Annotated in this window: 26 protein-coding genes and 1 tRNA gene; 14 read left to right on the top strand and 13 right to left on the bottom strand. The window is 48.1% G+C overall.

The window, feature by feature from the left end:
- Positions 1-311: 311 nt before the first annotated feature.
- Positions 312-950 carry a pyridoxamine 5'-phosphate oxidase family protein gene (locus ASG34_RS05285; RefSeq protein ID WP_055827657.1) on the bottom strand — a complete coding sequence of 213 codons (639 nt, stop codon included), beginning with the start codon at positions 948-950 and terminating at the stop codon, positions 312-314.
- A gap of 179 nt (positions 951-1,129) precedes the next feature.
- Here ASG34_RS05285 and ASG34_RS05280 point away from each other — a divergent pair, with 179 nt between their 5' ends.
- The 4 genes from ASG34_RS05280 (at position 1,130) to ASG34_RS05265 (ending at position 4,159) form a co-directional block, all read left to right on the top strand.
- Entirely contained in the window at positions 1,130-2,014 is an 885-nt protein-coding gene (locus ASG34_RS05280; RefSeq protein ID WP_055827652.1) for a LysR family transcriptional regulator, read from the top strand.
- A 114-nt stretch (positions 2,015-2,128) separates the two neighbouring features.
- Complete coding sequence (locus ASG34_RS05275; protein WP_055827650.1) at positions 2,129-2,503, top strand: DsrE family protein; 375 nt, start codon at positions 2,129-2,131, stop codon at positions 2,501-2,503.
- Between the two features lie 154 nt (positions 2,504-2,657).
- Positions 2,658-3,278, top strand: coding sequence for a LexA family protein (locus ASG34_RS05270; RefSeq protein WP_055827647.1), 621 nt, complete (start codon positions 2,658-2,660; stop codon positions 3,276-3,278).
- Positions 3,279-3,280: 2 nt separating this feature from the next.
- The gene (locus tag ASG34_RS05265) at positions 3,281-4,159 is read left to right on the top strand and encodes an alpha/beta fold hydrolase (RefSeq protein WP_055827644.1); all 879 of its coding nucleotides are present in this window, start codon (positions 3,281-3,283) and stop codon (positions 4,157-4,159) included.
- A 204-nt stretch (positions 4,160-4,363) separates the two neighbouring features.
- Here ASG34_RS05265 and ASG34_RS13810 read toward each other — a convergent pair whose 3' ends face one another.
- On the bottom strand, positions 4,364-4,519 hold the full coding sequence (locus tag ASG34_RS13810; RefSeq protein WP_082504813.1) for a PEP-CTERM sorting domain-containing protein: 156 nt from the start codon (positions 4,517-4,519) through the stop codon (positions 4,364-4,366).
- A 170-nt stretch (positions 4,520-4,689) separates the two neighbouring features.
- Here ASG34_RS13810 and ASG34_RS05260 point away from each other — a divergent pair, with 170 nt between their 5' ends.
- The 5 genes from ASG34_RS05260 to ASG34_RS05240 all read left to right on the top strand — a co-directional run bounded on the left by ASG34_RS05260 (position 4,690) and on the right by ASG34_RS05240 (position 9,148).
- Positions 4,690-5,073, top strand: coding sequence for a DUF6232 family protein (locus ASG34_RS05260; protein WP_055827643.1), 384 nt, complete (start codon positions 4,690-4,692; stop codon positions 5,071-5,073).
- 235 nt (positions 5,074-5,308) lie between these two features.
- Positions 5,309-6,325: a diacylglycerol/lipid kinase family protein gene (locus ASG34_RS05255; RefSeq protein ID WP_055827640.1), complete on the top strand. Its 1,017-nt coding sequence runs from the start codon at positions 5,309-5,311 to the stop codon at positions 6,323-6,325.
- A complete protein-coding gene (locus ASG34_RS05250; protein WP_055827637.1) occupies positions 6,322-7,122 on the top strand; it encodes a metallophosphoesterase family protein in 801 nt (266 codons plus the stop codon). Before ASG34_RS05255 ends, ASG34_RS05250 begins: the two co-directional genes overlap by 4 nt.
- A 30-nt stretch (positions 7,123-7,152) precedes the next feature.
- Complete coding sequence (locus ASG34_RS05245) at positions 7,153-7,887, top strand: phosphatase PAP2 family protein (protein WP_082504812.1); 735 nt, start codon at positions 7,153-7,155, stop codon at positions 7,885-7,887.
- A 160-nt stretch (positions 7,888-8,047) separates the two neighbouring features.
- Entirely contained in the window at positions 8,048-9,148 is a 1,101-nt protein-coding gene (locus tag ASG34_RS05240) for a mechanosensitive ion channel family protein (protein WP_082488043.1), read from the top strand.
- 30 nt (positions 9,149-9,178) lie between these two features.
- On the opposite strand, the gene ASG34_RS05235 is transcribed toward ASG34_RS05240, so the two are convergent.
- From ASG34_RS05235 to ASG34_RS05215, 5 genes are all read right to left on the bottom strand, one after another.
- Positions 9,179-10,486: a chloride channel protein gene (locus ASG34_RS05235; RefSeq protein ID WP_055827632.1), complete on the bottom strand. Its 1,308-nt coding sequence runs from the start codon at positions 10,484-10,486 to the stop codon at positions 9,179-9,181.
- A 25-nt stretch (positions 10,487-10,511) separates the two neighbouring features.
- Complete coding sequence (locus tag ASG34_RS05230; RefSeq protein WP_055827630.1) at positions 10,512-10,907, bottom strand: YccF domain-containing protein; 396 nt, start codon at positions 10,905-10,907, stop codon at positions 10,512-10,514.
- Between the two features lie 133 nt (positions 10,908-11,040).
- Positions 11,041-11,391, bottom strand: coding sequence for a hypothetical protein (locus ASG34_RS05225; protein WP_055827627.1), 351 nt, complete (start codon positions 11,389-11,391; stop codon positions 11,041-11,043).
- 413 nt (positions 11,392-11,804) lie between these two features.
- Positions 11,805-12,380, bottom strand: coding sequence for an MOSC domain-containing protein (locus tag ASG34_RS05220; protein ID WP_055827624.1), 576 nt, complete (start codon positions 12,378-12,380; stop codon positions 11,805-11,807).
- 205 nt (positions 12,381-12,585) lie between these two features.
- Positions 12,586-12,662: transfer RNA gene (locus ASG34_RS05215), tRNA-Arg, on the bottom strand.
- Between the two features lie 155 nt (positions 12,663-12,817).
- Here ASG34_RS05215 and ASG34_RS05210 point away from each other — a divergent pair.
- The 5 genes from ASG34_RS05210 (at position 12,818) to ASG34_RS05190 (ending at position 18,028) form a co-directional block, all read left to right on the top strand.
- The gene (locus tag ASG34_RS05210) at positions 12,818-13,957 is read left to right on the top strand and encodes a sugar phosphate nucleotidyltransferase (protein WP_055827620.1); all 1,140 of its coding nucleotides are present in this window, start codon (positions 12,818-12,820) and stop codon (positions 13,955-13,957) included.
- Between the two features lie 158 nt (positions 13,958-14,115).
- The gene (locus tag ASG34_RS05205) at positions 14,116-15,600 is read left to right on the top strand and encodes a choice-of-anchor I family protein (protein WP_055827618.1); all 1,485 of its coding nucleotides are present in this window, start codon (positions 14,116-14,118) and stop codon (positions 15,598-15,600) included.
- Between the two features lie 175 nt (positions 15,601-15,775).
- A complete protein-coding gene (locus ASG34_RS05200; RefSeq protein ID WP_055827616.1) occupies positions 15,776-16,279 on the top strand; it encodes a c-type cytochrome in 504 nt (167 codons plus the stop codon).
- A 120-nt stretch (positions 16,280-16,399) separates the two neighbouring features.
- On the top strand, positions 16,400-17,236 hold the full coding sequence (locus tag ASG34_RS05195; protein WP_082504811.1) for a symmetrical bis(5'-nucleosyl)-tetraphosphatase: 837 nt from the start codon (positions 16,400-16,402) through the stop codon (positions 17,234-17,236).
- Positions 17,237-17,266: 30 nt separating this feature from the next.
- Positions 17,267-18,028, top strand: coding sequence for a sulfite exporter TauE/SafE family protein (locus ASG34_RS05190; protein WP_235559670.1), 762 nt, complete (start codon positions 17,267-17,269; stop codon positions 18,026-18,028).
- 17 nt (positions 18,029-18,045) lie between these two features.
- On the opposite strand, the gene ASG34_RS05185 is transcribed toward ASG34_RS05190, so the two are convergent.
- From ASG34_RS05185 to ASG34_RS05160, 6 genes are all read right to left on the bottom strand, one after another.
- On the bottom strand, positions 18,046-18,855 hold the full coding sequence (locus tag ASG34_RS05185) for a lysophospholipid acyltransferase family protein (protein ID WP_055827614.1): 810 nt from the start codon (positions 18,853-18,855) through the stop codon (positions 18,046-18,048).
- Between the two features lies 1 nt (position 18,856).
- A complete protein-coding gene (locus ASG34_RS05180; RefSeq protein WP_055827612.1) occupies positions 18,857-19,642 on the bottom strand; it encodes a GNAT family N-acetyltransferase in 786 nt (261 codons plus the stop codon).
- A 158-nt stretch (positions 19,643-19,800) separates the two neighbouring features.
- Complete coding sequence (locus tag ASG34_RS05175) at positions 19,801-20,259, bottom strand: glycine zipper 2TM domain-containing protein (protein WP_055827609.1); 459 nt, start codon at positions 20,257-20,259, stop codon at positions 19,801-19,803.
- A gap of 45 nt (positions 20,260-20,304) precedes the next feature.
- The gene (locus tag ASG34_RS05170; protein WP_055827607.1) at positions 20,305-21,276 is read right to left on the bottom strand and encodes a carbohydrate kinase family protein; all 972 of its coding nucleotides are present in this window, start codon (positions 21,274-21,276) and stop codon (positions 20,305-20,307) included.
- A gap of 115 nt (positions 21,277-21,391) precedes the next feature.
- On the bottom strand, positions 21,392-21,958 hold the full coding sequence (locus ASG34_RS05165; RefSeq protein ID WP_055827604.1) for a TetR/AcrR family transcriptional regulator: 567 nt from the start codon (positions 21,956-21,958) through the stop codon (positions 21,392-21,394).
- A gap of 70 nt (positions 21,959-22,028) precedes the next feature.
- Positions 22,029-22,775, bottom strand: a complete 747-nt coding sequence (locus tag ASG34_RS05160; RefSeq protein ID WP_055827600.1) for a hypothetical protein — start codon at positions 22,773-22,775, stop codon at positions 22,029-22,031.

The raw sequence follows: 22,775 nt of genomic DNA, 5'->3' as shown, positions 1-22,775 counted from the left end.
GCGCCCACTGCCTTTTATGTTCCACGGCTATTTAATCGTGCTGTGGTTTATGGGCCCCTATCTGACGCGCCGAGTAGCGCAGTCAGCGTGGGAGATGTCGGTCAGCGTCTGTTCGAGTTCCGCAACAAGCCACGTCGTGTGTGGCTTGTCAGGGCGAGTTTCGCTGGACGCCCACGCTGATGAGCAACGCAGGAAACAAGCGGAAGCTAGGGTGCATTTCTTTTGGTTACTTATTCTTTGTGCAAGCAAAGAAAAGTAACTCGCCAAGAGGCGAAATGAATATTTTAAGAATACCTATCGAGGATCACCCTTCATACATTGGAGAGTTTTCTCTCTAACTCTTTCAGTCGCGCTTCCAGCAAAGCAATCCTCTGGTCACGTTCCTGGATTGCCGGAATCACATCTTCTACCTTCAGCAGCTTTGGGATGTGCTTGTGGCAGTTCGCATCCCAGGCCTTGATGGTAAAGACAATCACGCGCTCAACCTTGGCCGGATAATCGGGTGAAGAAACGCGTGCGATTAACGCCTGATCGCCGGTCACAATCTTTGCCTCGCCCCAGATTTTGACGCGTTGTGTATTGGCGTAATCCATCAGGAAAAGCTGCGCCTTTGGGTTTTCATCCAGATTGCCTGCCGTAATGTATTGCTTGTTACCCGCATAATCGGCAAAGGCCAGCGTTTGCTCATCCAGCACATGCAGGAAACCTAGCGGACCGCCGCGATGCTGCATATAAGGTTGTCCCTCGGCATTGGCCGTGGCAATGTACATACTGGTCTGCGCTGCAATAAAGTCGGCCAGTACTGGTGTCACGCGGGATTCCCAACCGCGGGTGCTTTCGAATTTTGCATAGCCCGATCTCGACCCCATTTCTTCCTGTCTGGCTTTCACTGCTGCTGTGAATACGACGTCACTGGGGGATACCAATGTTGAAGCGAATGATTCAGTCATGATCTTCTCCTCTGCTTGTTTACTGATGGACGAATTTTAGTAAATAATGCGAAGGAGAGAATCAGGGCTAGCCGCAATACATTATTTCGCCCACAGAAATATTGCAGGTGACCATGTCTTTAATGAATGTATAAGAGAAACGTAATAATGGGAGAAATACTATCGACCAGTTTCATTTAATGCGCGTGTTTGCCAGCGTCGCTGAAGAGGGCGGCTTTGCGGCTGCTTCACGCAAGCTGGATATTTCCCCGGCGGCAGTCACGCGTGCGGTGGTGGCGCTCGAAGAGCAACTGGGCGCCAGGCTATTGCAAAGAACCACACGGAATGTGCGCTTCACCGATGCCGGCCGTCAGTATTACGAAAATGTGCGGGCTATCCTGGTCAGCATTGCCGAGGCGAATGAAGCGGTCGCTGAAAGTAATGCCACACCGCGTGGCACGCTTTCAATCACCGCGCCGGTGATGTTCGGGCGCCTGTTTGTCATGCCTTGCCTGATCGATTACATGCAACGTTATCCGCAGGTCAATATGGTGGCAAACCTGGTAGACCGCGTTACCAACCTGGTGGATGAAGGCATGGATGTCGCGATCCGTATCGGGCATTTGCCTGACTCCGGGCTGCGTGCGATCAAAGTGGGGGAGGTCCGGCGGGTACTCTGTGCATCGCCCTCATATCTGGAGAAATCCGGCACGCCCAGGCAGCCCGCTGATTTGACTAAACATTCCATTATTTCATCCAGCGCCGTATCACCGCATACCGAATGGCATTTTAAAGCCGGTCATGAGCCGTTACAGGTACGTATGGATCCGCGCCTGACCGTTACCAGCAATGATGCGGCACTCGCGGCTGCCATGGGCGACTTGGGTATTGCGCGTCTGCTTTCATACCAGGTGTGGAACGAGATTGAAACAAACGCCGTACATGTGATCCTCGAAGACTATGAAGAAGAGCCCTGGCCTGTGCATGTGGTGCACCGGGAAGATAAACTAGGCTCATCCAAAGTACGCAGCTTCATCGACTACATTGTCGAAAACTTGCGTGCCAACCGAAAATTGAATCCTTGACGATATTGCGCCTGGCGAAACAATCCATTTCACCGTAAATAGTTTTTCCCACTGCCTTCAATCTCTAACATTCGGGCTGTCAATCAAGACATCACCCGAACAAAGGAGAGCAACATGAAAGCAGCCATCATCATTTTTTCCGATCCCACCCACGGCGGTGAAGAAGCGTTGGGACGCGCCTTCAATGGCCTGGCAGCCGCCTATGATTTCAAGCAGAAAAACATAGACGTTGCAGTTTATTTTCAGGGCACCGGCACACGCTGGGTCAGCCACCTGAACAAAGTAGGTCATCCTTTATATCAACTGTATTCTGCAGTGTCTGATGTGGTCGCAGGTGTTTCATGTGGCTGCGCGGATGTGTTTGGTGCCAGGGACGAGGCAGAAAAACATGGTTTCGATCTGGTAACGGATAACAGTGTGCCGGGTACGTCCGGCTTGACCAGCATCGCACAGCTATCCAGCGACGGTTACACGATTTTCAATTTCTGATCAGTGCCATTCTGTCGCTAGCGCCTGAAATAAAGGTGCTAGCGACCAGTTAAAAAGAACTGCGATTTATCCGCACCATCACACTTCAACTATTTACATAAAATTAATCTGATTATTGTTACAATAAAAACTGATTATTGTTACAATAAAATCCATGAGTGAAGAAGACAAGAAAAATGGTGGCAAAAGACCTGGTTCAGGCCGCAAGCATGGCACCGGTACTTACATGGAAGCCACCAGCGTTATCCGTGTGCCAGACAGTCAAAAGCCGGTCATTGCCAGCTTTCTGGAGGCGTATGCCAAGAAGCAACGGCTGCGCCAGATGGAAGGCAATCTGGATAGTGTGGGTGAATTTGCACAGTTAGCCGAAACGCTGGATAGTTTAAGTTTGCCGCTCTACCAGTCCAAAGTGCCCGCCGGTTTGCCATCTCCGGCTGATAGCGATGAAGAGTCGCGCATGGACCCGAATGGCTATTTGATCCAGGACCCGGCCAATACTTTTTTTGTCACTATCCAGGGCGAATCCATGATTGAGGCCGGGTTGTTGCCCGGTGATAAAGCGATTGTGAATAAAAGAAAACAGGCATCGATAGGCGATATCGTGCTGGCGATGATTGATGGCGAATTCACCATCAAAACCTTAGCCAAACAAAAGAACGGCGACCCCAAGTTATTGCCGGCCAACTCTTCAGGTAAATATGAACCTATCCTCATCCAGGGCAAAATGCAATTTGCAATCTGGGGTGTGGTGACCGGTTCTTTCAGGAAGTTTTAATCATGACACGCAAAAACATTATTTCTGCAAACTGGATGGATACGATGTGCCGCGCAAACGGCATCAATATTCACTATTTAAGAACGGGTGGCGCAGACAAGCCTACACTAATCGCGCTGCATGGCTTGACCGGCAGTGGTGCGTGCTGGTCGCAATTGGCGCGTGAGCTGGAAGAGCACTTCGACATCATCATGCCTGATGCACGCGGCCATGGTTATTCTAGTGCGCCACAGCATGGCTACACCTATCAAGACCATGCCAATGATGTGATCGAGCTGATAAGGACGCTGGATATTAAATCACCCTACCTGCTTGGTCACTCGATGGGCGGCATGACGGCGGCAATGGTTGCCAGCCGGTTGGGTTTCGCTGTCAGCGGCATTATCCTGGCCGACCCTACGTTTGTCAGCCCTGAATTTCAAAACCGCGTGTACGAGAGTGATATGGTTGAGCAACACCGGCAGATGCTGAAGTCGACCAAAGAGGAGTTATTCAGGGAAGCCAAAGCCAGGTACCGCTATCGCTCATCCGAGGTCATCGAATACATTGTGCAGGCAAGGTTACGGACCAGCGAGAACGCATTTGATGTGCTGATTCCGCCTAACCCCGAATTTGACGAACTGATCCGCAATATTTATGTACCGACGTTATTGGTGCTTGGCAGCGAAGGTATTGTGTCTGCCGAGACAGCGCGCGAATTGCATGCCCTAAACCCGGATTTGCAATACAAGCTGATTCCTGATGTCGGGCATGGGTTACCGTACGATGAACCTGCGCGCCTGGCTGCGGCAATTGATTCATTTTTAAAACCGAAAGTAACGTCCACAAATCATATCAAGAAACCAGGAAGGTTCTCTCTGCAAACTGCAGGTGCGTATTAAGGTAATTCAGTTTATAAGTGAATCTTGAGGTTCACTTATAAACTGTGCAGCAAAAACGGAGTTTTGATAGCTCGCTGGTGGCGTATCAGCGTTGAGCTCTGGAAATACTGTATTTCGGAATCCGTCATTGCTCTCAGTAAGAGGCACAGGTAGCGTACCAGGCAAGGTTAAAGCGATACTGGCAACTACTATTCAAACACTCGTCTATTTCTGACGAAACACAATCACACCAATCAGTCCCACGCCAAACAGCATCAGGCTAATGCTTTCTGGTTCAGGCACTGGAGAGTTAGTAGATGAAGCGGCATTAGCTGCTGCTGTAGCGAGCAAGCCTGTAATAAAAATCAATTTCTGAAACATATTTTTCTTTATTGTTGTTAGTGGTGACACTGAGAATTCTATGAGGGGCATTGTGTTACAACAATGGCCCACATTGACTAAGACTAAAGGACTAAAATATATTGTTATTTATTGTATATTTATAGTAATATAATGTTAACACATTTTATCACTACGATAGAGGTAAATTTATGGAAGAGTCCATTTACTTCAGTCATCACGGCATAAGTGTTAGTAACAGCCGGTTTATTGTTAACGGTAAACCGATCCCCATCAAACATGTCACAACGGTCGAATCGAAGAAGCTTAGCCCAAACTTGCGTATGGCTAAAGTTTGCCTGATTGGCGGTCTGCTAATGCTCTTTGGTAATGGTAACTTACCTTTGATCGGCACCTTTTCATTGGTCTATGGTGCGGTCATGTGGCTGCTTGCCACCCCACAATATGCAGTGGTGATCCATACTTTGGCTGGCAATATCCAGGCAGTCATCGGCGATAACATTTTAGATGTTGAAAACGTGCTGACAGCTTTGAATGTCGCACTTGCCTTGCGTGGCAGCTCAGCGCAAGTGTAAGTAATTTCCAGTTAGATTCCTCTGCCTCTCGTGATCCTTAGCTTGATTAAGGATGCGAGAGATTTTTTTGCCCACGATCTGCCGCTTCAAGCCGAGATTGCATACATGCATTTTCCTAAAAGATTTTATGTTCAGATGATTAATTATTTCGTTAATGATTAACACAATTATTTTTTGTATGGATTAAATCTGCAAAAGGTGTGAAACTTCATGAACATCTTTATGTATTAAACATATGAACAATTCACTCCCGCAACCACCGCTGCATTCTGCAGAGAATCCATCCAATCATTTTCCTCCACTATTTATCGTCTTAAACGCCGGTTCCGGCGCAAAAGATGCAGCGACGGTCGCCAATGAATTGGCAAAAATATTTCACGAGGCTGAGCAGCCCTATGAGCTGTTTTTATGCCAGCGCGGCTCAGACCTGCCAGAAATGACCAACAAGGCATTGGAACAGGCATGTCATCGTCATGGGGTGGTCGCCGCAGCGGGCGGGGATGGCACCATACGTTTTGTCGCACAGAAGGTGCTGGCTGCCGGATTGCCGTTTGGCATAGTGCCACTAGGCACCTTCAATTACTTTGCGCGTGACAATGGCATACCGCAGGATGTGGCGTTAGCCGCTAAAGCGTTGATTGATGGCATGCGTATTGGTAGTGAGCGGCAAATACAGGTGGGGCTACTCAATGATGAGGTTTTTCTGGTGAATGCCAGCCTGGGGCTCTATCCGCAACTACTTGCAGACCGGGAGGAGTTTAAACAGCAGCATGGCCGTAACCGCGCGGTCGCCAAAGTGGCGGCTTTTCTTACCTTGTTAAAGCGTGATATCAAAATGCTGCTACGCATTGAGCATAGCGGCGGGCAACAGCAAAACGGGGAGGAAGTCCTGCCTGCTTCAACAATCTTTGTAGGCAACAACGCGATACAGCTGGAGGCTATCGGCCTGCAGCTCGAATCTGAACAGGTCCAAAATGGACAACTTGCCATTATTGCACTCCCGCCTATGACAGCAACTGAACGGGTGGCGGTGGCATTTCACGGTATGCTAGGCGTGCTAAGCAAATCGCAGAATGTCACCCACTTTGCCTGTCGTCAGCTGGTGGTTGAACCCTTATTGCGCCGCCACAAGCGTTCTGTAAAGGTGGCGATGGATGGTGAAGTTTCACGCATGCAGCCGCCTTTGACATTCCGAGTCGGGCCCAAGCCCTTGCGACTGGTTGCCCATATATCGTCAGGAAACGAAGTATGAGTGTGATCCTCCATCTTTCCGACACCCATTTTGGAACCGAGCAACCACCAGTAATGGCTGCTTTATTGCAGCTAGCGCAAGAAATACGCCCTGATATCGCCATCCTGTCCGGAGATGTCACACAGCGTGCACGTGCCGCACAATTTGATAGCGCCCGCAGCTTTCTGGATCAATTGGCTGCGTCGGTTAAGCTGGTGATTCCTGGCAATCACGACATTCCACTGTTTAATATTTTTGCGCGTATTTTTAATCCCTATGGCAATTACCGACGCGTATTTGGTCGGGAGCTTGCGCCGCAATTTTCCAATCAGGATGTACAGGTGATTGGTGTGAATACCACTCGGCCCTGGCGTCACGCGGATGGTGAAGTTTCCAGGCAACAAATTGAAAGTGTCTCTCAAAAATTGCAGAGCGCATCACCAAATCAGTTACGTATCATCGTTGTGCACCAGCCGGTATACGTTGAGCGCGAAAGCGATAAAGAGAATTTGCTGCATGGGCACAAAAAGGCGATAGCGGCCTGGGCAGCGGCGGGGGCAGACCTGATTTTAAGTGGGCATATTCATCTAGCCTACATCCGCAATCTGCAAGAAAAGTTTCAGGATGTCACACGCCCACTCTGGATAGTGTCCGCGGGTACTGCCGTATCGAAGCGGGTACGCGAAAAAAAGCCAAATTCAGTGAATCTTATCCGCTATGACTCAGCACTACGTTCTTGCATAGTGGAGCGGATGGATTTTGATGCAGCATCCTCCCGGTTTATCATTGCAGAAAACAAGCTATTGAAGCTTTCTTAGGGATATGCAAACTAGGGTTAAACGCTGACCATGTCGTGGATATTACTTGGCAGTATCCTGTCCGTCGCTCTCGTTATTATGCTGGTGGTTTGGGGTTGTCGAGTGATGGATCGCCCTCAATCACTGCGCATCCATATAACGCTCGGCGGCATAATGGTGATGCTCACAGGGTCACTATTTGGCTTTATTGCCAACAATGTTGTCAGCGGTGGTACGTTGACAGTCGTCGATATCGAAATTGCCCAATGGTTGCATGAGCATGGCTCTCCACTGTTAACTCAATGCCTGCTTATCATTACCAACTTGCATGATCCTTGGGTGATTAGCCCTGTCGCCGCTTTAATAACGTTAACGCTCGCCTGGAAAAAACGTTGGTATGCAGCTTTGTCGATTTTGTTAATTGTGCAAGGAGGCATGCTGCTCAATCTGCTTGCCAAGCAAATTTTTCACCGGGCGCGCCCATCATTTGAAAATCCACTTATCACGCTGACTACCTACAGTTTCCCCAGCGGGCATGTCGTTGCCAGTACGGTTTTTTATGGCGTATTGGCTGCACTGCTGATTACAAAAACGCATTCGCGGAGTGGAGCCGCAGTTATTCTGCTGATCGCTTCTGCGATGATTGTACTGGTTGCGTTTAGCCGACTGTATCTAGGCGCGCATTATCTAAGTGATGTACTGGCAGCATTTCTGGAAGCCATTGCCTGGCTGGTATTGTGTTTAACCGCCATCCATAGCCATCGTATTTATTATCAACAACGCTGAATTTTTTATTGAACTATCAAACCTCATTTTTATCCTATTTTCTCTGTGTTGGGTAATGGTTAGTTTTTCTGTTTGTGAAATTCTCAAAACCTCGTTTGCTTCTTCTGTAAGTTCAAATAAACATCCTGACTAATCATTAACCTTTCATATAAGGAAAGAAATGAATAGCTGGCTTCAATATAAATTTCTAAGTTTCACCATCAATGAGTGGCTTTATACCTTGCTGATTTTCGCAATCACCTATGTGGGATTGCTGCTGATCCGGAAATTTACCATTAAGAAAATCTCTAAATTTACTTTAACAAACCCGACAAAACTGGGTGATTTGGTTATCGAGGTAATGCGCAGTACCAATCAATTAACGTTTGCATTATTTTCATTGCTGTTTGCCATGCACTTCCTGGAGTTGAACGCCAAGTGGGTGACTCGCCTGGATTATCTGTCTTTCTTTGTAATTGGTATTCAGGTAGCGATATGGTTTAGCAAAGGAATCAGCCTATGGGCTAAAGCTAAAGTGGTCGCCACCGATGGCTCAGCGGAAAATGCAGTGCTGACCACGATGCTTTCCTGGATTTTCAAAACGGTTGTATGGTCAATTGCGTTGCTAAGTATTCTGGCAAACATGGGCGTGAATATCACCGCTTTTGTCGCCAGTCTGGGCGTGGGCGGGGTGGCAGTTGCCTTAGCCGTGCAGAATATACTCAGTGATTTATTTGCATCGCTAGCGATCGGCTTGGATAAACCGTTTGTGATCGGCGATTTTATTATTTTTGGTGATGTGCTCGGCACGGTAGAGCGCGTTGGTTTAAAGACCACGCATATTCGTAGCCTGAGTGGCGAACAGATTGTCTGTGGCAATACTGAGTTACTTAAAAATACCATTCATAACTACAAACGCATGGCAGAAAGACGAGTGGTTTTTGAGTTTCGCGTTACATACGGGACCAAAGCAGATGTGGTTGAACAAATCCCGGAGATCGTTAAGCAAGCAATCACATCACAATCCCAAACCAGATTCGACCGCGCCCACTTTAAGGGATTTGGGCTTAGCTCACTGGATTTTGAAGTGGTTTATTACGTGCTGGATAGCAGTTACAACATATATATGGATATACAACAAGCAATCAATTTATACCTGATGCGCGAACTGGAATCCATGAACGTCAGCTTTGCTTTCCCAACCATGACGTTGAATCTGTCTAAAAATGCTGAGCTGAAAATGCGACTTCCTGAAGGTGCACTAAGTCCTTCATTACAGTGACAGGCGCTTACAAGCGTAGTTAAGCTTTCGCTAAGTTTGCACACCTTTTGCAAACTTGGTAGAAAGCACTGCATATAGCGGGCGACTATATACACGCGAAGTCGCGGTGGCGATCAGTGAAACCGCCATCAGGCTGATGACCATCTCGTGCCCGTCTATCATTTCCATCACGATAATAAATGAGGTAATGGGTGCCTGTGTAACACCAGCCAGAAAGCCAGCCATACATAAAGCGGTCATCGCAATCACCATTCCATCATAATGAAAGATACTCGCAAGGTCGTAGCCTATGCCTGCCCCAATCGAAAGCGCTGGCGCAAAGATCCCTCCGGGAATGCCACTTAAATACGTGAAAATAGTGGCTAGGTACTTGACCACTGGATAGTACCAAGTCTCATCGATTGAGCCATGCAGCATCGCTTTAGTCAGCGAATATCCTGAGCCATTCGCCGCACCGTGACTCACAATGCCAAGCCCTGCCACCAACAAAGCGCAAAACCCTGTCCAGTAATAGGGGTGGTTCGTGCGAAAGGTCGTGACTTTACCGGGCAGATTATCTGAAAATTCGATCAGAACCTTACTGAAAATACCGCCGGTTACCCCACAAACCAGACCGCAGATCAGTACCGGCAGCAAAATATCCTTATTGATGATGCCCACATTCAGATGACCAAAGTAAGTGTAATTACCTTGAATAGATATAGAAACCAGCCCGGCTAGCACAATCGCTGTAATCATGACGCCATTGGTTTTTTGTTCGAATTTACGGCTTAACTCTTCAATGGCAAAAACAATCCCTGCCAATGGCGTATTAAAAGCGGCTGAAATGCCCGCTGCACCGCCAGCAAGTATCAGGTGTTTAGGGTCTATGGTGAAGCTTGCCGGCAAGAATCTTCGAAAGCTGTGCATGATACTTGCGCCGACCTGCACAGATGGCCCCTCTCTCCCTGCCGAAAACCCCGCGGCAAGCCCCAATGTGACAAGGAAGAATTTAGCAATGGCTATCTTTATGGATATCAAATGACTGATAGGCTGGTGTTCATCATGATTTAAAGCCGCCATCGTTTGCGGGATGCCACTACCGGAAGCTCCTTTAAACCAGGTCCTGGTAACCCATATAATGAAAATGCCTACCACAGGCATCATCAAAATAGGTACCCACCAAATCTCGGATTGAATCCCCTCAAAAAATGAGATTGCTTTCTCGGTAGCCTTTGCAAAAAGAACGATCACAAGACCTGTGGCAGCAGCGGCCGACCAGATAATGAATCTGCCCAGCCAGGCATGAACATCACTAAGTTGAATCGATGACACTATTTTTTTTAATTGGCTGAACATTATTGTTTTTCTTCGTTAAGGCAAACTATTTAGTCACTATGGTTTTACCAATAGGGGCCAGTGCAAGCACTGCAAGTTTGAGGTGTTGAATACCAAAAGGGATACCGATAATTGTGATGAAGCAGGCAAGCGCAGAAGCAACATGACCAATCGCCAGCCATGCACCAGCGAAGATAAACCAAATGACGTTTCCTACAAATCCAAGTGTACCTGTGCCAATGTCATCCTTGTGATTTAACTCTCTCCGACTCAACGCTTCTCGACCAAATGGCAAGAAAGTAAATTGACCAATCACGAAGCACGCCTTACCCCAAGGAATACCGATGATTGTTAAGAAGGCCAAAATGCCAAAAAACCACCAGGCCAGGCCCATGAAAAAACCACCAAAAATAAACCAGAGAAAATTACCGATACTACGCATTTTTGTTCCCCTTTTGCATGCGGAAGAGATGATTGACTAAACATAACGTAAAAAAGACTCAACTAACAGCATTCGAGTCTTTTCTATCAATATTTTTCTAAATGCATCAATAAATCGATGTTTCAGAGTTTAGTTATCCAGTTTTCTTGGGGCTCCAATTGTTCAACTCGAACAAAACACCTACATCTCCAGTATTCCAAACCACTTCCTCCAAACCCCAATGGATGATATGCGTCGTGCTCCCAAACACGTTCGGTGTGGAAATGTCATCCCCTTTTTCAGTATGCAAGTGAATAATATCTCCTTCCTTGACCTCTTTAGGATAGAACCAATACACCTGGCATAGCTTATTTGAGAATGAAGTGTCATAGTCCGCATCTGCAACCATATAATTTTGGAGTTGGCATGCTGTTTTGGCTTTAAGCTCAACAAATTCATCCCTTAGATTTCCGTGGTTGTGAATAGCTACGATCTCTAAATTCATATTACTTCTCCATAAGTTTTTATCAAGCAACTCTAAGGAAGTTAATTCTTGTGTAGATGAACCACCTTTGAGTTTTTCACTGTCGTCGCGAATTATCCAAAACTGATATTAGCGATGGATAAAGAAGTGAACTTCTTTTTTTGGTACGATAAATTGATTATCGCAGTGGTATTTAACGCTGCATGTAATATTCAATACATCAGCATTTATCTCATTTAATTGTAGGATGAGGCTTACCGGCTATGAGTTGAATTTAGAAGTAACCTGACATCATTGAGAAAGGATCAGTGATGCAATAGGCGCATCCTCAGGGGAACATTACTTGTTGTTAACGGGAAAATAAGTTTTGGATATACATTCAACCCACAGTGAGAAGATTCAAATTGGATTACACAGTTTTAAAACGTTTGCTGCTAGTCATTGCCAAACAGGGGTAGGGAGGATTGCTGAGGTTTCTCAATGTCAGTCCCTACAACTATCTTTACCGAATCTCCAATACGTAACAGACCACCTCGTATGATCCGTGCCGTTATCCCGCCATGGCCGCGCATGGCGTTGTAGCCACCTTTTCCAAGCACTTGTTCCATTTTTGAGCATGGCTCACAAGGGCCACTTACCTCCAGTACTACATCACCTATCAATAAATGCAACGGCTGATCTTTGAATAGCGATTTTGTCGCCAGCAGATTGATGCCGGAAACAACCAGATTGCGCCTGAGCAAAGCCGGATCAACCTGTGAATGACCAGTGAGGGCGGCTATCACGGGTAAATGCTCTGCCTGCAGCAATGTCACTTGTCGCTTACTACCATTCGGAGTCGATGACTGGCGCAAACTTATGCGATCTCCCTGCAATCCAAGTTTAGCAATCGCTTGTACTTGATCTTGTTGCAAACAAGGCTGATCACGGTCCGGACGCAGGTAAATGGCATCCAGTCGTCCGTGCTGGCTAAAATGTTGAGTCAACTGACGCAGGTTGAGGGTTTGCATGACAGAAGATGATGTTCAAATAAATCAGAAGTATTTTAATACATCGATGTTTTTAGATTTGGCTTAAAGCTATCGGTAAGAGCCGGTAAGGTTAATTTCTACCAAACCTATTACCATCTAAGTAGCAGAGTTTGGAAAGATTCACGAATCTTTTGTAGCTTTGTAGAGGTGCAGAGTGAGGAGGTTTTGTATCACTATTGATAACTGGTGCGCCCGGCGAGATTCGAACTCACGACCCTTGGCTTCGGAAACCAATACTCTATCCAGCTGAGCTACGGGCGCAATCCTGCCATTATAGCAAATAAGTCTCCTTGTCTTGGCGCGCTAGCCGCCTTTTTCTAATACTGTGCTGGCATAAGTAGCCTGAAATAATCTTGTCATAGTGCCTGACTATGCTTGTCCGTTGAAACGTTAAAGTTATTTAAGGACAGTGCATTATGAAAGCGATGATTTTGGCAGCGGGAAAGGGCACGCGTGTTCGCCCACTTACTTATGAATTGCCCAAGCCTATGATTCCGGTTTTGGGCAAGCCAGTGATGGCTTACCTGATTGAGCATCTCGCTCTGCATGGGGTTGCGGATATTATGATCAACGTCAGTTACCTGCACAAAAAAATCCAGGATTATTTTGAGGACGGCCATAGGTTCGGCGTGAATATCGGCTACTCGTTTGAGGGCGATATTATTGATGGGCAGGTGGTGCCTCATGCGGTTGGGTCTGCGGGAGGTATGCGCAAGATCCAGGATTTCAGTGGTTTTTTTGATGAAACGACGATTGTGTTGTGCGGGGATGCGGTGATTGACCTGGATATCACGCGGGCAGTAAGGGAGCATAAAGAGAAGGGTGCGATGGCGAGCCTGGTGACCATGCAGGTGCCTATGGATAAGGTTTCCGGTTATGGCGTGGTAGTGACCAATCAGGAAGGGCGCATTATTTCTTTCCAGGAAAAACCCAGCCAGCTGGAGGCGCGTTCTAACTGGGCGAGCACCGGTATCTATATTTTTGAACCGCAAGTGCTGGACCTGATTCCTTCCGGCAGTGAGTTTGATATTGGTTCGGATTTGTTCCCGTTGCTGGTCCAGCGCGGGCTGCCTTTTTATGCAATCCAGCATCCCTTTAACTGGATAGATATTGGCGTGGTGGCGGATTACTGGCTAGTGATGCAACAGATGATGCAGGGTTTTTTTCCTTCGATGCCGATTCCCGGCAAGCAAATCAAACCGGGTGTGTGGGTCGGGTTGAATGTGCATATTGATTGGGAACATACGCATATTGAAGGGCCGGTATATATCGGTTCCGGTTCAAGGGTGGACAAGAACGCACGCATTATCGGCCCGACCTGGATCAGCAACGGATGCCATATCCAGCGCGACAGTACGGTGATCCGTTCTATCCTGTTTGATTACACGCGTATCGCCCAGGATTACAAAGTGGAAGAGCGTATCGTCTGCGGTGAGTATTGTGTGGACCGAAATGGACGCATGGTGCATTTCGACGATGAGAACTGCGACATTATCTGGACCGATGCCCGCGAAAAAGTGGTGTATCCGCAGAATTATGCTTATGCCCGGCTGTGATGTGAGAGTGTGCGCTCACAAGTCTATTGTTTTTAGGCTGATGAATTATCGTTGTTAGCGGTTTTATATAGTCCGTTGACTTCTGTTTGACATGTGAGTTTAAAGGATTTGTCATATTCGCTACGTATCCTCTAAGGTCTTTGAGAGAGGATACCAAAATGAAAAAAATCACTTTAATGCTGGCATTAGCGTTAAGCACCATGAGTGCTGCGCAGGCCGCGACAACTTATCAAATCAGCAAGGAATGGTCCTTTGTCCATAGTGGTAGCGGCTATCTGGCTGAAATTCCAGCCTATGATGCTATTACCAACACCATCTGGGTAGCAGGTGTGAAAGGTGTGGATGTATTGAACGCCAGCACAGGTAGCCTAGTGCAACGTATTGATACCAGCGCTTTCGGCAGTATCAACAGCGTCAGTATCAAAAATGGCCTGGCCGCATTTGCGATTGAAAATAATACCCGTACCAACGCCGGTATCGTTCAACTGTATGACACTTCAAGCAGAAGTCTGGCAGCAGGCACCAACAGCTTTACTGTCGGCGCGTTGCCAGACATGCTGACATTTACGCATGACGGTTCGAAAATCCTGGTGGCGAATGAAGGCACACCGGATAAATATGGTTCACGTATCGGTAATACCGTGCCACGTAATTACGGTGCCGCAGCGAACGACCCTGTGGGTAGCGTAACCGTGATTGACGTGGCTTCACGCGCAGTGGCTGCGACAGCGACATTCAATGGCGTGCCGACTTCAGGATCACATATCCGCACTAACACCGGCATGGATTTTGAGCCGGAATATATCGCGGTAAGCCCGGATGGCAGCAAGGCTTATGTGACATTGCAGGAGGCCAATGCGATTGGTATCCTGGATCTGAAAACCAACACCTTTACCAATGTGGTTGGCCTGGGTGCTAAAGACTTCCGCCAGCCCGGTAATACTATTGATCCGTTGAACAACGGCAGCATCAGTTTTATCAATGCAAATGTCAAAGGCTTGCCTATGCCAGATGGCATTGAGGCTTATTCTGCAGGTGGCAAGACTTACCTGGTGACTGCGAATGAAGGTGATTTCCGTGAAGATGACGGTGACCGTTCAGCTGCCAGTTCATTAGGTGCGACCGGCGAGCTGGCTAATATCCGCGTGTTGAATACCGATTCTTCGCCTGGTGATTTATATGCGGCTGGTACACGCTCATTTAGCATCCTAGATGCGAACGGTGCCCTGGTGTATGACAGCGGCGACATCCTTGATAAAGAAGCCGCAGCTCGTGGCATTTACGATGATGGCCGCAGCCGCGACAAAGGCGTAGAGCCAGAAGGTGTTGAGCTGTTTACATTAGATGGCCGCACCATTGCTGCGGTTGGCCTGGAAAGAACCACCACTGGTGCGATTGCTTTGTTTGATATTACTGACCCAACCAAAGTCAGCTTTATCGACATGATAGTGTCTACGGGTGATCTGGCACCGGAAGGGTTGACCGCGTTTACTTTTGGCGGTAAATCTTACCTGGCGTTTGCTAACGAGGGTTCTAACACCACTTCGCTTTACAGCATCAGCGCAGTGCCAGAGCCAACGTCAGCAGCAATGCTGGGCCTGGGCCTGTTAGCAGTGAGCGCGATGCGTCGCCGTCAGAAATAAGCTAATCACAATAACATTTGCAGTATGACTCATGCAGCCGGGCACTGATTGCCTGGCTGTTTTGTTTTCAAGGCCTTTAAAGGTGTGCGGGCGGCCTCAAGCCATGTTACATTTCATGACACTGGGTTCTGCGTTATAATCGCGCAGGTCATTTCAAAATCAATGGGGCGCAGATATGTCGGGGTACAAGGAAGGTTCAAGCATCAAAGAGTTAATCATTGTGATACCAGGCACAATTATTGGATTCACTCTGTTAGTGTCATTATTGGCTTATCTTTTTGGCGTGATTGGCAGTGAAAAACCTGCTCCCGCTAAGGAAGTTACAGAAGCGGCAGAACAAAAAATAGCCGCAAACATTCAGCCGGTTGCTACTGTGGAAGTGGCTGCAGACGCTGGTGAGCATGTAGAAAAAAGTGGTGAAGAGATTGTTAAAGTCACTTGCTCTGCCTGTCATGCTGCAGGGGCATTAGGTGCACCAAAAATCGGTAATGCCGGTGACTGGGGCCCACGTATTTCACAGGGTTACGAAACACTGGTGAAACATGCGATTGAAGGTATCCGTAGCATGCCACCACGTGGAGGCGGCGCTGACCTGACTGATCATGAGGTAGCCGATGCCGTGGCTTACATGGCGAATCAGGCCGGAGCAAAATTTGATGCTGCAAGTTTGAAGAAATAAATACTACGATTTGCAAAAGCCGCTTTCACAAGCGGCTTTTTTGTTTTCAAGCGCCTCTTTGTTTATAGTGCAGGTTAGAGGCGAACTATTTAAGTATATACACGGGCGCAGGTGACAGGCATGGCAAGATTTGCAATTGGTGATATTCAAGGCTGTTATTACTCGCTGCTGGATTTATTGGCTGAAATCAACTTTCAGCCCGCGCATGACCAGTTGTGGCTGGTAGGCGATATTATCAATCGTGGCAATGGCTCGCTGGAGGTTTTACGTTGGGCTTACAAGCATAAAGACCAGATCAAACTGGTGTTGGGTAATCACGAACTGCATGCGATTGCAGTAGCGCATGGCGTCCGTCCGCCACATCGGTTTGATACCCTGGCCGACATTTTTGCTGCCGACGATGGTGGCGAATTATTACATTGGTTACGCCAGCAACCATTGATGGCGCTGGAAGACGACTATGCGATGGTGCATGCCGGTCTGTATCCGCAATGGACTTTAAGCAAAGCCAAACGATTGGCCGAAGAAGTGGAAGCCGTTTTATGTAGTGCTGATTACGGGACATTCCTGTTTGCAATGTATGGCAATACGCCAGCGAAATGGAACGATGCGCTGGTGGGCATGGACAGGTTGAGGGCGATTGTAAATGCGTTTACCCGTATGCGTTTGTGCAATGTAGAAGGCGAGATGGAGTTCACCTTTAAAGGCGAAGTGGCTGATATGCCTGCCGATTATTATCCCTGGTTCCAGATTCCTGAACGGCGCTCGGCCGGCATGCAAACGATTCTGTTCGGGCATTGGTCAGCGCTCGGGTTGCATCAAGGCGATGGCGTCGTAGCACTCGATACAGGATGTTTATGGGGGCGCCAGCTGACGGCTTACAATATGGATGACAAAAGTATCCGGCAAGTGGGGCTGGATGCACGAGACCGGCCAGCGGCAGGTGGCAGTGATTAACGGATTTTTCAGTGTGAACGTACCGTCAGTATGATGGACTTATGGCTGGTGGTTGCGGCATCGTTCTTGGCCGGTGTGATGGATGCCATGGTTGGCGGGGGAGGTTTGGTGACCGTGCCTGCGCTGTTATCAACTTATCCCTCATTGCCACCTTCTTTATTGCTAGGCACCAATAAATGTTCAAGTGTGTTTGGCACTGCAGTGGCCGCTACACGTTATGCCAGGCGCGTAAAACTGGACTGGGCGTGGCTAATACCTGCTGCGCTGGTGGCATTTGCCGGTTCATGGTTAGGGGCGTGGACATTAACTAAAACCGATCCGGAATTCTTGCGTAAGCTACTACCGCTGATCTTAGTTTTTGTGTTGTTGTATACCTTAAAGCACCGTCAGTTCGGTATGTTGCATAGCCCCATGCATACAGAACGCAATCGCCTGTTATTAGCCATGGGCATAGGCGGGATGATAGGGTGGTATGACGGATTCTTTGGCCCTGGCACCGGGAGTTTCTTTATCTTTTTGCTGATCCGCTGGCTGGGTGTGGATTTCCTGCATGCCTCTGCCTCCTCAAAAGTATTGAATGCCTCAACTAACCTGGCCGCACTAATATTGTTAGCGGCCACCGGTCACGTCTGGTGGCAAGCAGGTCTGGCGATGGCAGTAGCCAATATTGCCGGGAGTGTGCTGGGTACCTCGCTCGCCCTCAAGCATGGTGCATTGCTGGTGCGAAGGGTGTTTATTGTGATGGTGACGCTATTAGTGTTAAAGGCTGGCTGGCAAGCTTATGTGGCCTAGCTAATTATATTTGTAAGCTAGGCTACAGCTTGCTGGTATTGCGCAGGTGACTTGTAAAGCACACTTGTGATTTCGGCATGGGCCAGTTCCGCCAGTGCCTGACGGCTCAACTCCCTGGCGATAATCGGTTGGCAAAAATGTAGATGCACGGTTGGCGCACGCATATGAATAAACGCCAGCATCGATTCAATCATGGTGGTTTCACCGGCATAGGCCGCCGCGTGGTTAATGCTGCCATCAGGTTGCGCATAACAAATGGCCACCGGAATCACGATAGTGTTGGCATCAATAGCCGCTTGTATCAGGCTGCTTTTGAAAGGTAAAACCTGGTCACCTTCTGTGGTGGTCCCTTCCGGGAAAACACATAAATTATCCCTCAGCTTTAAGGCATTGCTGGCTAACTGCACAACGCGCGCAGCATCCCTTTGGCGTGTGCGGTTAATAAAAATAGTGCCGGATTTTCTCACCAGATAACCAAATACCGGCCAGTTTCTCACCTCCAGTTTGGCAACAAAACGCACCGGCAATAAGCTGTTGATGGAATGAATGTCTACCCAGGAAATATGGTTGGCGACAAATAATACGCCATGCGTGTCTTTACCTGGCACGGTGCCACTGGTGGTCAGGGTGATGTTAAAACAGCGTAATAAACGGCGGCACCACCATTGAATGATCGCCATGCGCACGCTGCGATTGGCTACTGGCAACATCAGTGTCGCCAAGGTTAAGCCTATCAGTACATGCAAGCTGATACGGGCGATGCGCCACCCACGGATTAGAAAAGGCGCTTCGCGTCGCTGTAAGTTGGTTAGATGATTCTTAGGCAAATTATTTCAGGAAATGCGCTGCATATCTGGGATTGATGCGGGAGAGAGGTAACAATACCAGCATATCTGCAGTATTAAAAGCTGGATCCCAGGCTGGTTCGCCACAAATGTAGGCGCCCAGGCGCAGATAACCTCTGATCAACGGCGGGCAGGTGACTGGCAATGATTGATTCAGTGCTTCAATCGGTAACGGGTTGTGCGGAAACACGCGGTATTCAGCCGGTGAAAGATACTCTTCACGCAAATTGCTGAACAATGAAGCGGCCATATGACCACCATCATGCATGGAAATGCTGGCGCAACCGATCATGTATTCATATTGGCGCGCCATCATGTATTTAGCCAGTCCCGCCCACAACATGGTAATCGTGCCACCGGTGCGGTAATCTGCGTGTACGCAGGCGCGCCCCACTTCGACGGTACGGTCACTCAATGGCGACAGTCTGCTTAAATCAAATTCACCGGCTGAATAATAGCCGCCAGCCAGCATGGCCTGCATCGGGTTGAGGATGCGGTAAGTGCCTACCACTTGTTGTGTGGCATCGTCACGTACCAGTAAATGGTCACAAAAGGCATCGAAGCCGTCTACATCCAATCCGTTCTGGCTTTTGATATGCGCGCCCATTTCTTCGGAAAATACCTGGAAGCGCAGGCGTTGAGCTTCGGTGATTTCTTCTGCACTGGTGGCTAGTGCAACGCTCAGTGAGGTCGCCGGTTTGCGCGCGCTATGGATACTGCTTTGAATATCAGACTGATGTATGCCAGGTTGCAAATCTTGTTCAAACATCCCGCTTCTCCTTGGTGATTTAGCGAGATGATAGGATTGGCATGTGAACGATTGGTGACGAAGTCGTGACAGTTGTGTGACGAAAATGGCTTTGTACGGCAATAAAAAAGAGCGACCAGGTCGCTCTTTTATTTGCTAAATTACTTGTGATTAAGGACTTAATGGCTTACACGTGAGGTTGAGCCATTTTCAACGATACGTACACGGTCACCCGGCGCGAATTGTTCATCCGCTTCCTGCACGATAGAAACCAGGTTACCGCCATCCAGCTTAACAGTGATTTCGTAGGCATTTTTACGGGTAACACCTTCTTCAATCGCTGAACCAGCCAAACCACCAGCGACTGCACCAATTACCGCTGCGATAATGCTGCCTCTGCCACCGCCAATACTGCTACCCGCGATACCACCTACAGCACCACCGGCAACGGTACCTACCGGAGATTTGGTACCTTCCAGTTTTACGCTACGTACGCTTTCTACCACACCGGTTTTCACTGTCTGTGTTTTACGTGCTTCGTCTCGCGAATACACACTACCGGAATTAGAACTGGCACATGCGCCTAAGAATCCTACCATTACCGCTACAGCAACCCACTTTAATGCACGCACTTTCATGTGTTTTCTCCTGTACTATTTTCTCTTTGTTAGCTCAATATTGGCCTAGCTTGATGCGGGACGGCCTAATGACGGGTCTTCCTTAATTGCATCCTGTACCAGCGCATGGCTATAAATACTTTCAATCTCTTCGCGACTGGCTTTGTGATTCTGACCACCACGATGTGCAATTTTAATCGCGCCCAGCGTTGCTGCCAGGCGACCACACGTTTTCCAGTCCCAGCCACGTGCAATCCCGTACAACAAACCGGCACGGTAAGCATCACCACAACCAGTCGGATCTATCACTGCTTCAGCTTTAACGCATGGAATTTCATGACGTTGACCATCAGCATAAATATGTGATCCTTCACCACCCAGCGTTACAATCAGTGCTTTCACTTTGCCGGCAAGTTGCTCAAGTGTAAGCCCTGTTTTATCTTGGATGACCTGAGACTCATAATCGTTCACTGCCAGGTAGTCTGCCAGCTCAATAAAATAGAGTAATTCTTCGCCATTAAACATTGGCAGGCCCTGACCGGGATCAAACATCATAGGAATACCAGCTTCATGGCACTCTTTGGCATGCTGGAACATAGCATCACGCCCGTCCGGCGCGATAATCGCCAGTACCGCATCTTTTACATCCTTGGCGCTGTTGGCGTGGGCGTTTTGCATGGCACCAGGGTGGAATGCCGTGATCTGGTTATCATCGATATCGGTAGTGATAAATGCCTGCGCGGTAAAAGCGCCATTGATGGTTTTGATATGTGTGCGATCAATTTTATGTTGATCAAGCCAGCTTTGGTAAGGCGCAAAGTCATCACCTACGGTCGCCATAATCTGCGGCTGGCCTTCCAGTAACTGCAGGTTATAGGCAATATTGCCCGCTGTGCCGCCAAACTCGCGGCGCATTTCCGGTACCAGGAAAGCCACGCTGAGCTTGTGAATTTTGTCCGCCAGGATGTGGTTTTTAAACTGGTCGGGGAACACCATGATGGTGTCATAGGCCAAAGAGCCGCAAATTAAAATCTTCATGTAGTGTGGTGAAAAAGGGGTTGTGATAATAGCGGCTATTATTGCCGCCAGCCTTTAAGCTGGCAAGTCTTACTTAAACTTTGACAAGACTGAGTGCCCGATGAGGCTGATTATTTCAGGATTGCTTGATGGCTATATCAATCAAGGTTTTTGCTGCTTTTTTAGCCGACTTGATGGCGCCAGAACCGCGCTTGATTTGCTCTGCTTGTACCGCACCTTCAAACAGGATGGAAAGCTGCAGGGCTAAACCTTCGGCATCTTTAATATTTGCTTCTTGTGCAAGCTTGCTGATGAAAAGACGGAACTCGCGTGATTGCTGTGATGAAAGCTGGTGAATACGGTTTTCTTCACTGGGGAATTCAGCAGAAGCTTTAATAAAAGCCACACCAACAAAGGAAGGCGAAGTTACCCACTCTTCTATAAAATCAAACAGTTGCTGAATTTTCTCGTCAGGCTTGTCGCTCAAACCACCCAGTTTATCGTTCATCCAGGTTTGAAAATCCTGGTGGCTTTGCTGCAACACTGCCAGGATGAGTTCTTCTTTGGTTTCGAAGTATTTATAGAGCGTCATCTTGGTGGTGCCCGCGACCGCCACAATAGTATCCACTCCGGTAGAGTTGATGCCACGGGTCTGGAATAAGTCCGTCGATACTTGCAGGATTTTTTGTTTGAGTACGCTCATATGCCTGATTATAGCACCCTATACTAAACAGTATAGTCACAGTCATTTAGCAATGAAAGTATGGCTGGCGTTAACTTTTAGAGTTAGCCATGAGTTTTGGGGTGTAATTGCATTGCACCTGGTCCAGCAACTGGTTGACCAGCACCTGCTCATCACGGTTGGTGGTGACATGGCCGTTAATGACATTTTCGATGTACACGCTTTTTAGTTTTTCCGGCAGTTGCAGTGCTTCAAGCAGGCGGCATTCACCATGTTTCATTGTTTCCAGGCGACCATAAATGGCAGCAGTTTCTGATGGACTGGCTTCAAGCGAAAATGGGTTAGGCGCTGGTTCAGGTTGCTCAGCAGCATGTGCCATACTGATTTCGATACTCTTCGTTGATGGCCAGAAGTGGCCTGCAAGGATGCCGGTACATAATGCTGTGGCGACGATGCCGTAATTACGAACTGCGAGCCAGTTAATTTCGCGGGTGGTTTGCTCTTTAATCAATGCCTGTGCTGCTTGCCGGGCATGCTGCAAGGCAGTGGAATCCGGATGTAGAAGTTTTTCCTGACAGGCACTGATTGCCATAAAGTATAGCTGGTTTGCCAACATTTCCGGCAGGCGTGCGCCGGCTTTTTGAGATTGTGTCGTGAGGAATTTCTGTAAGCGGTCAGCTGTTGAAGTGGATGGGGCGGGTTGATTTTTCGCAGTCAACGGGCTGGAAAGTAAATCATCAAGCACAGAAAACAATGCCAGCAATTTTTGCACTGGCTGCTGGCCGGATTTATCCAGCATGCGAATCAACCACTCTGATTGAAGTAGTGAGTCCAGCAT

Source organism: Methylophilus sp. Leaf416 (assembly GCF_001424665.1).
Classification (GTDB): Bacteria; Pseudomonadota; Gammaproteobacteria; order Burkholderiales; family Methylophilaceae; genus Methylophilus.
Note: the sequence above shows the minus strand (reverse complement) of the source record. Positions and strands in the feature narration are given on the sequence as shown.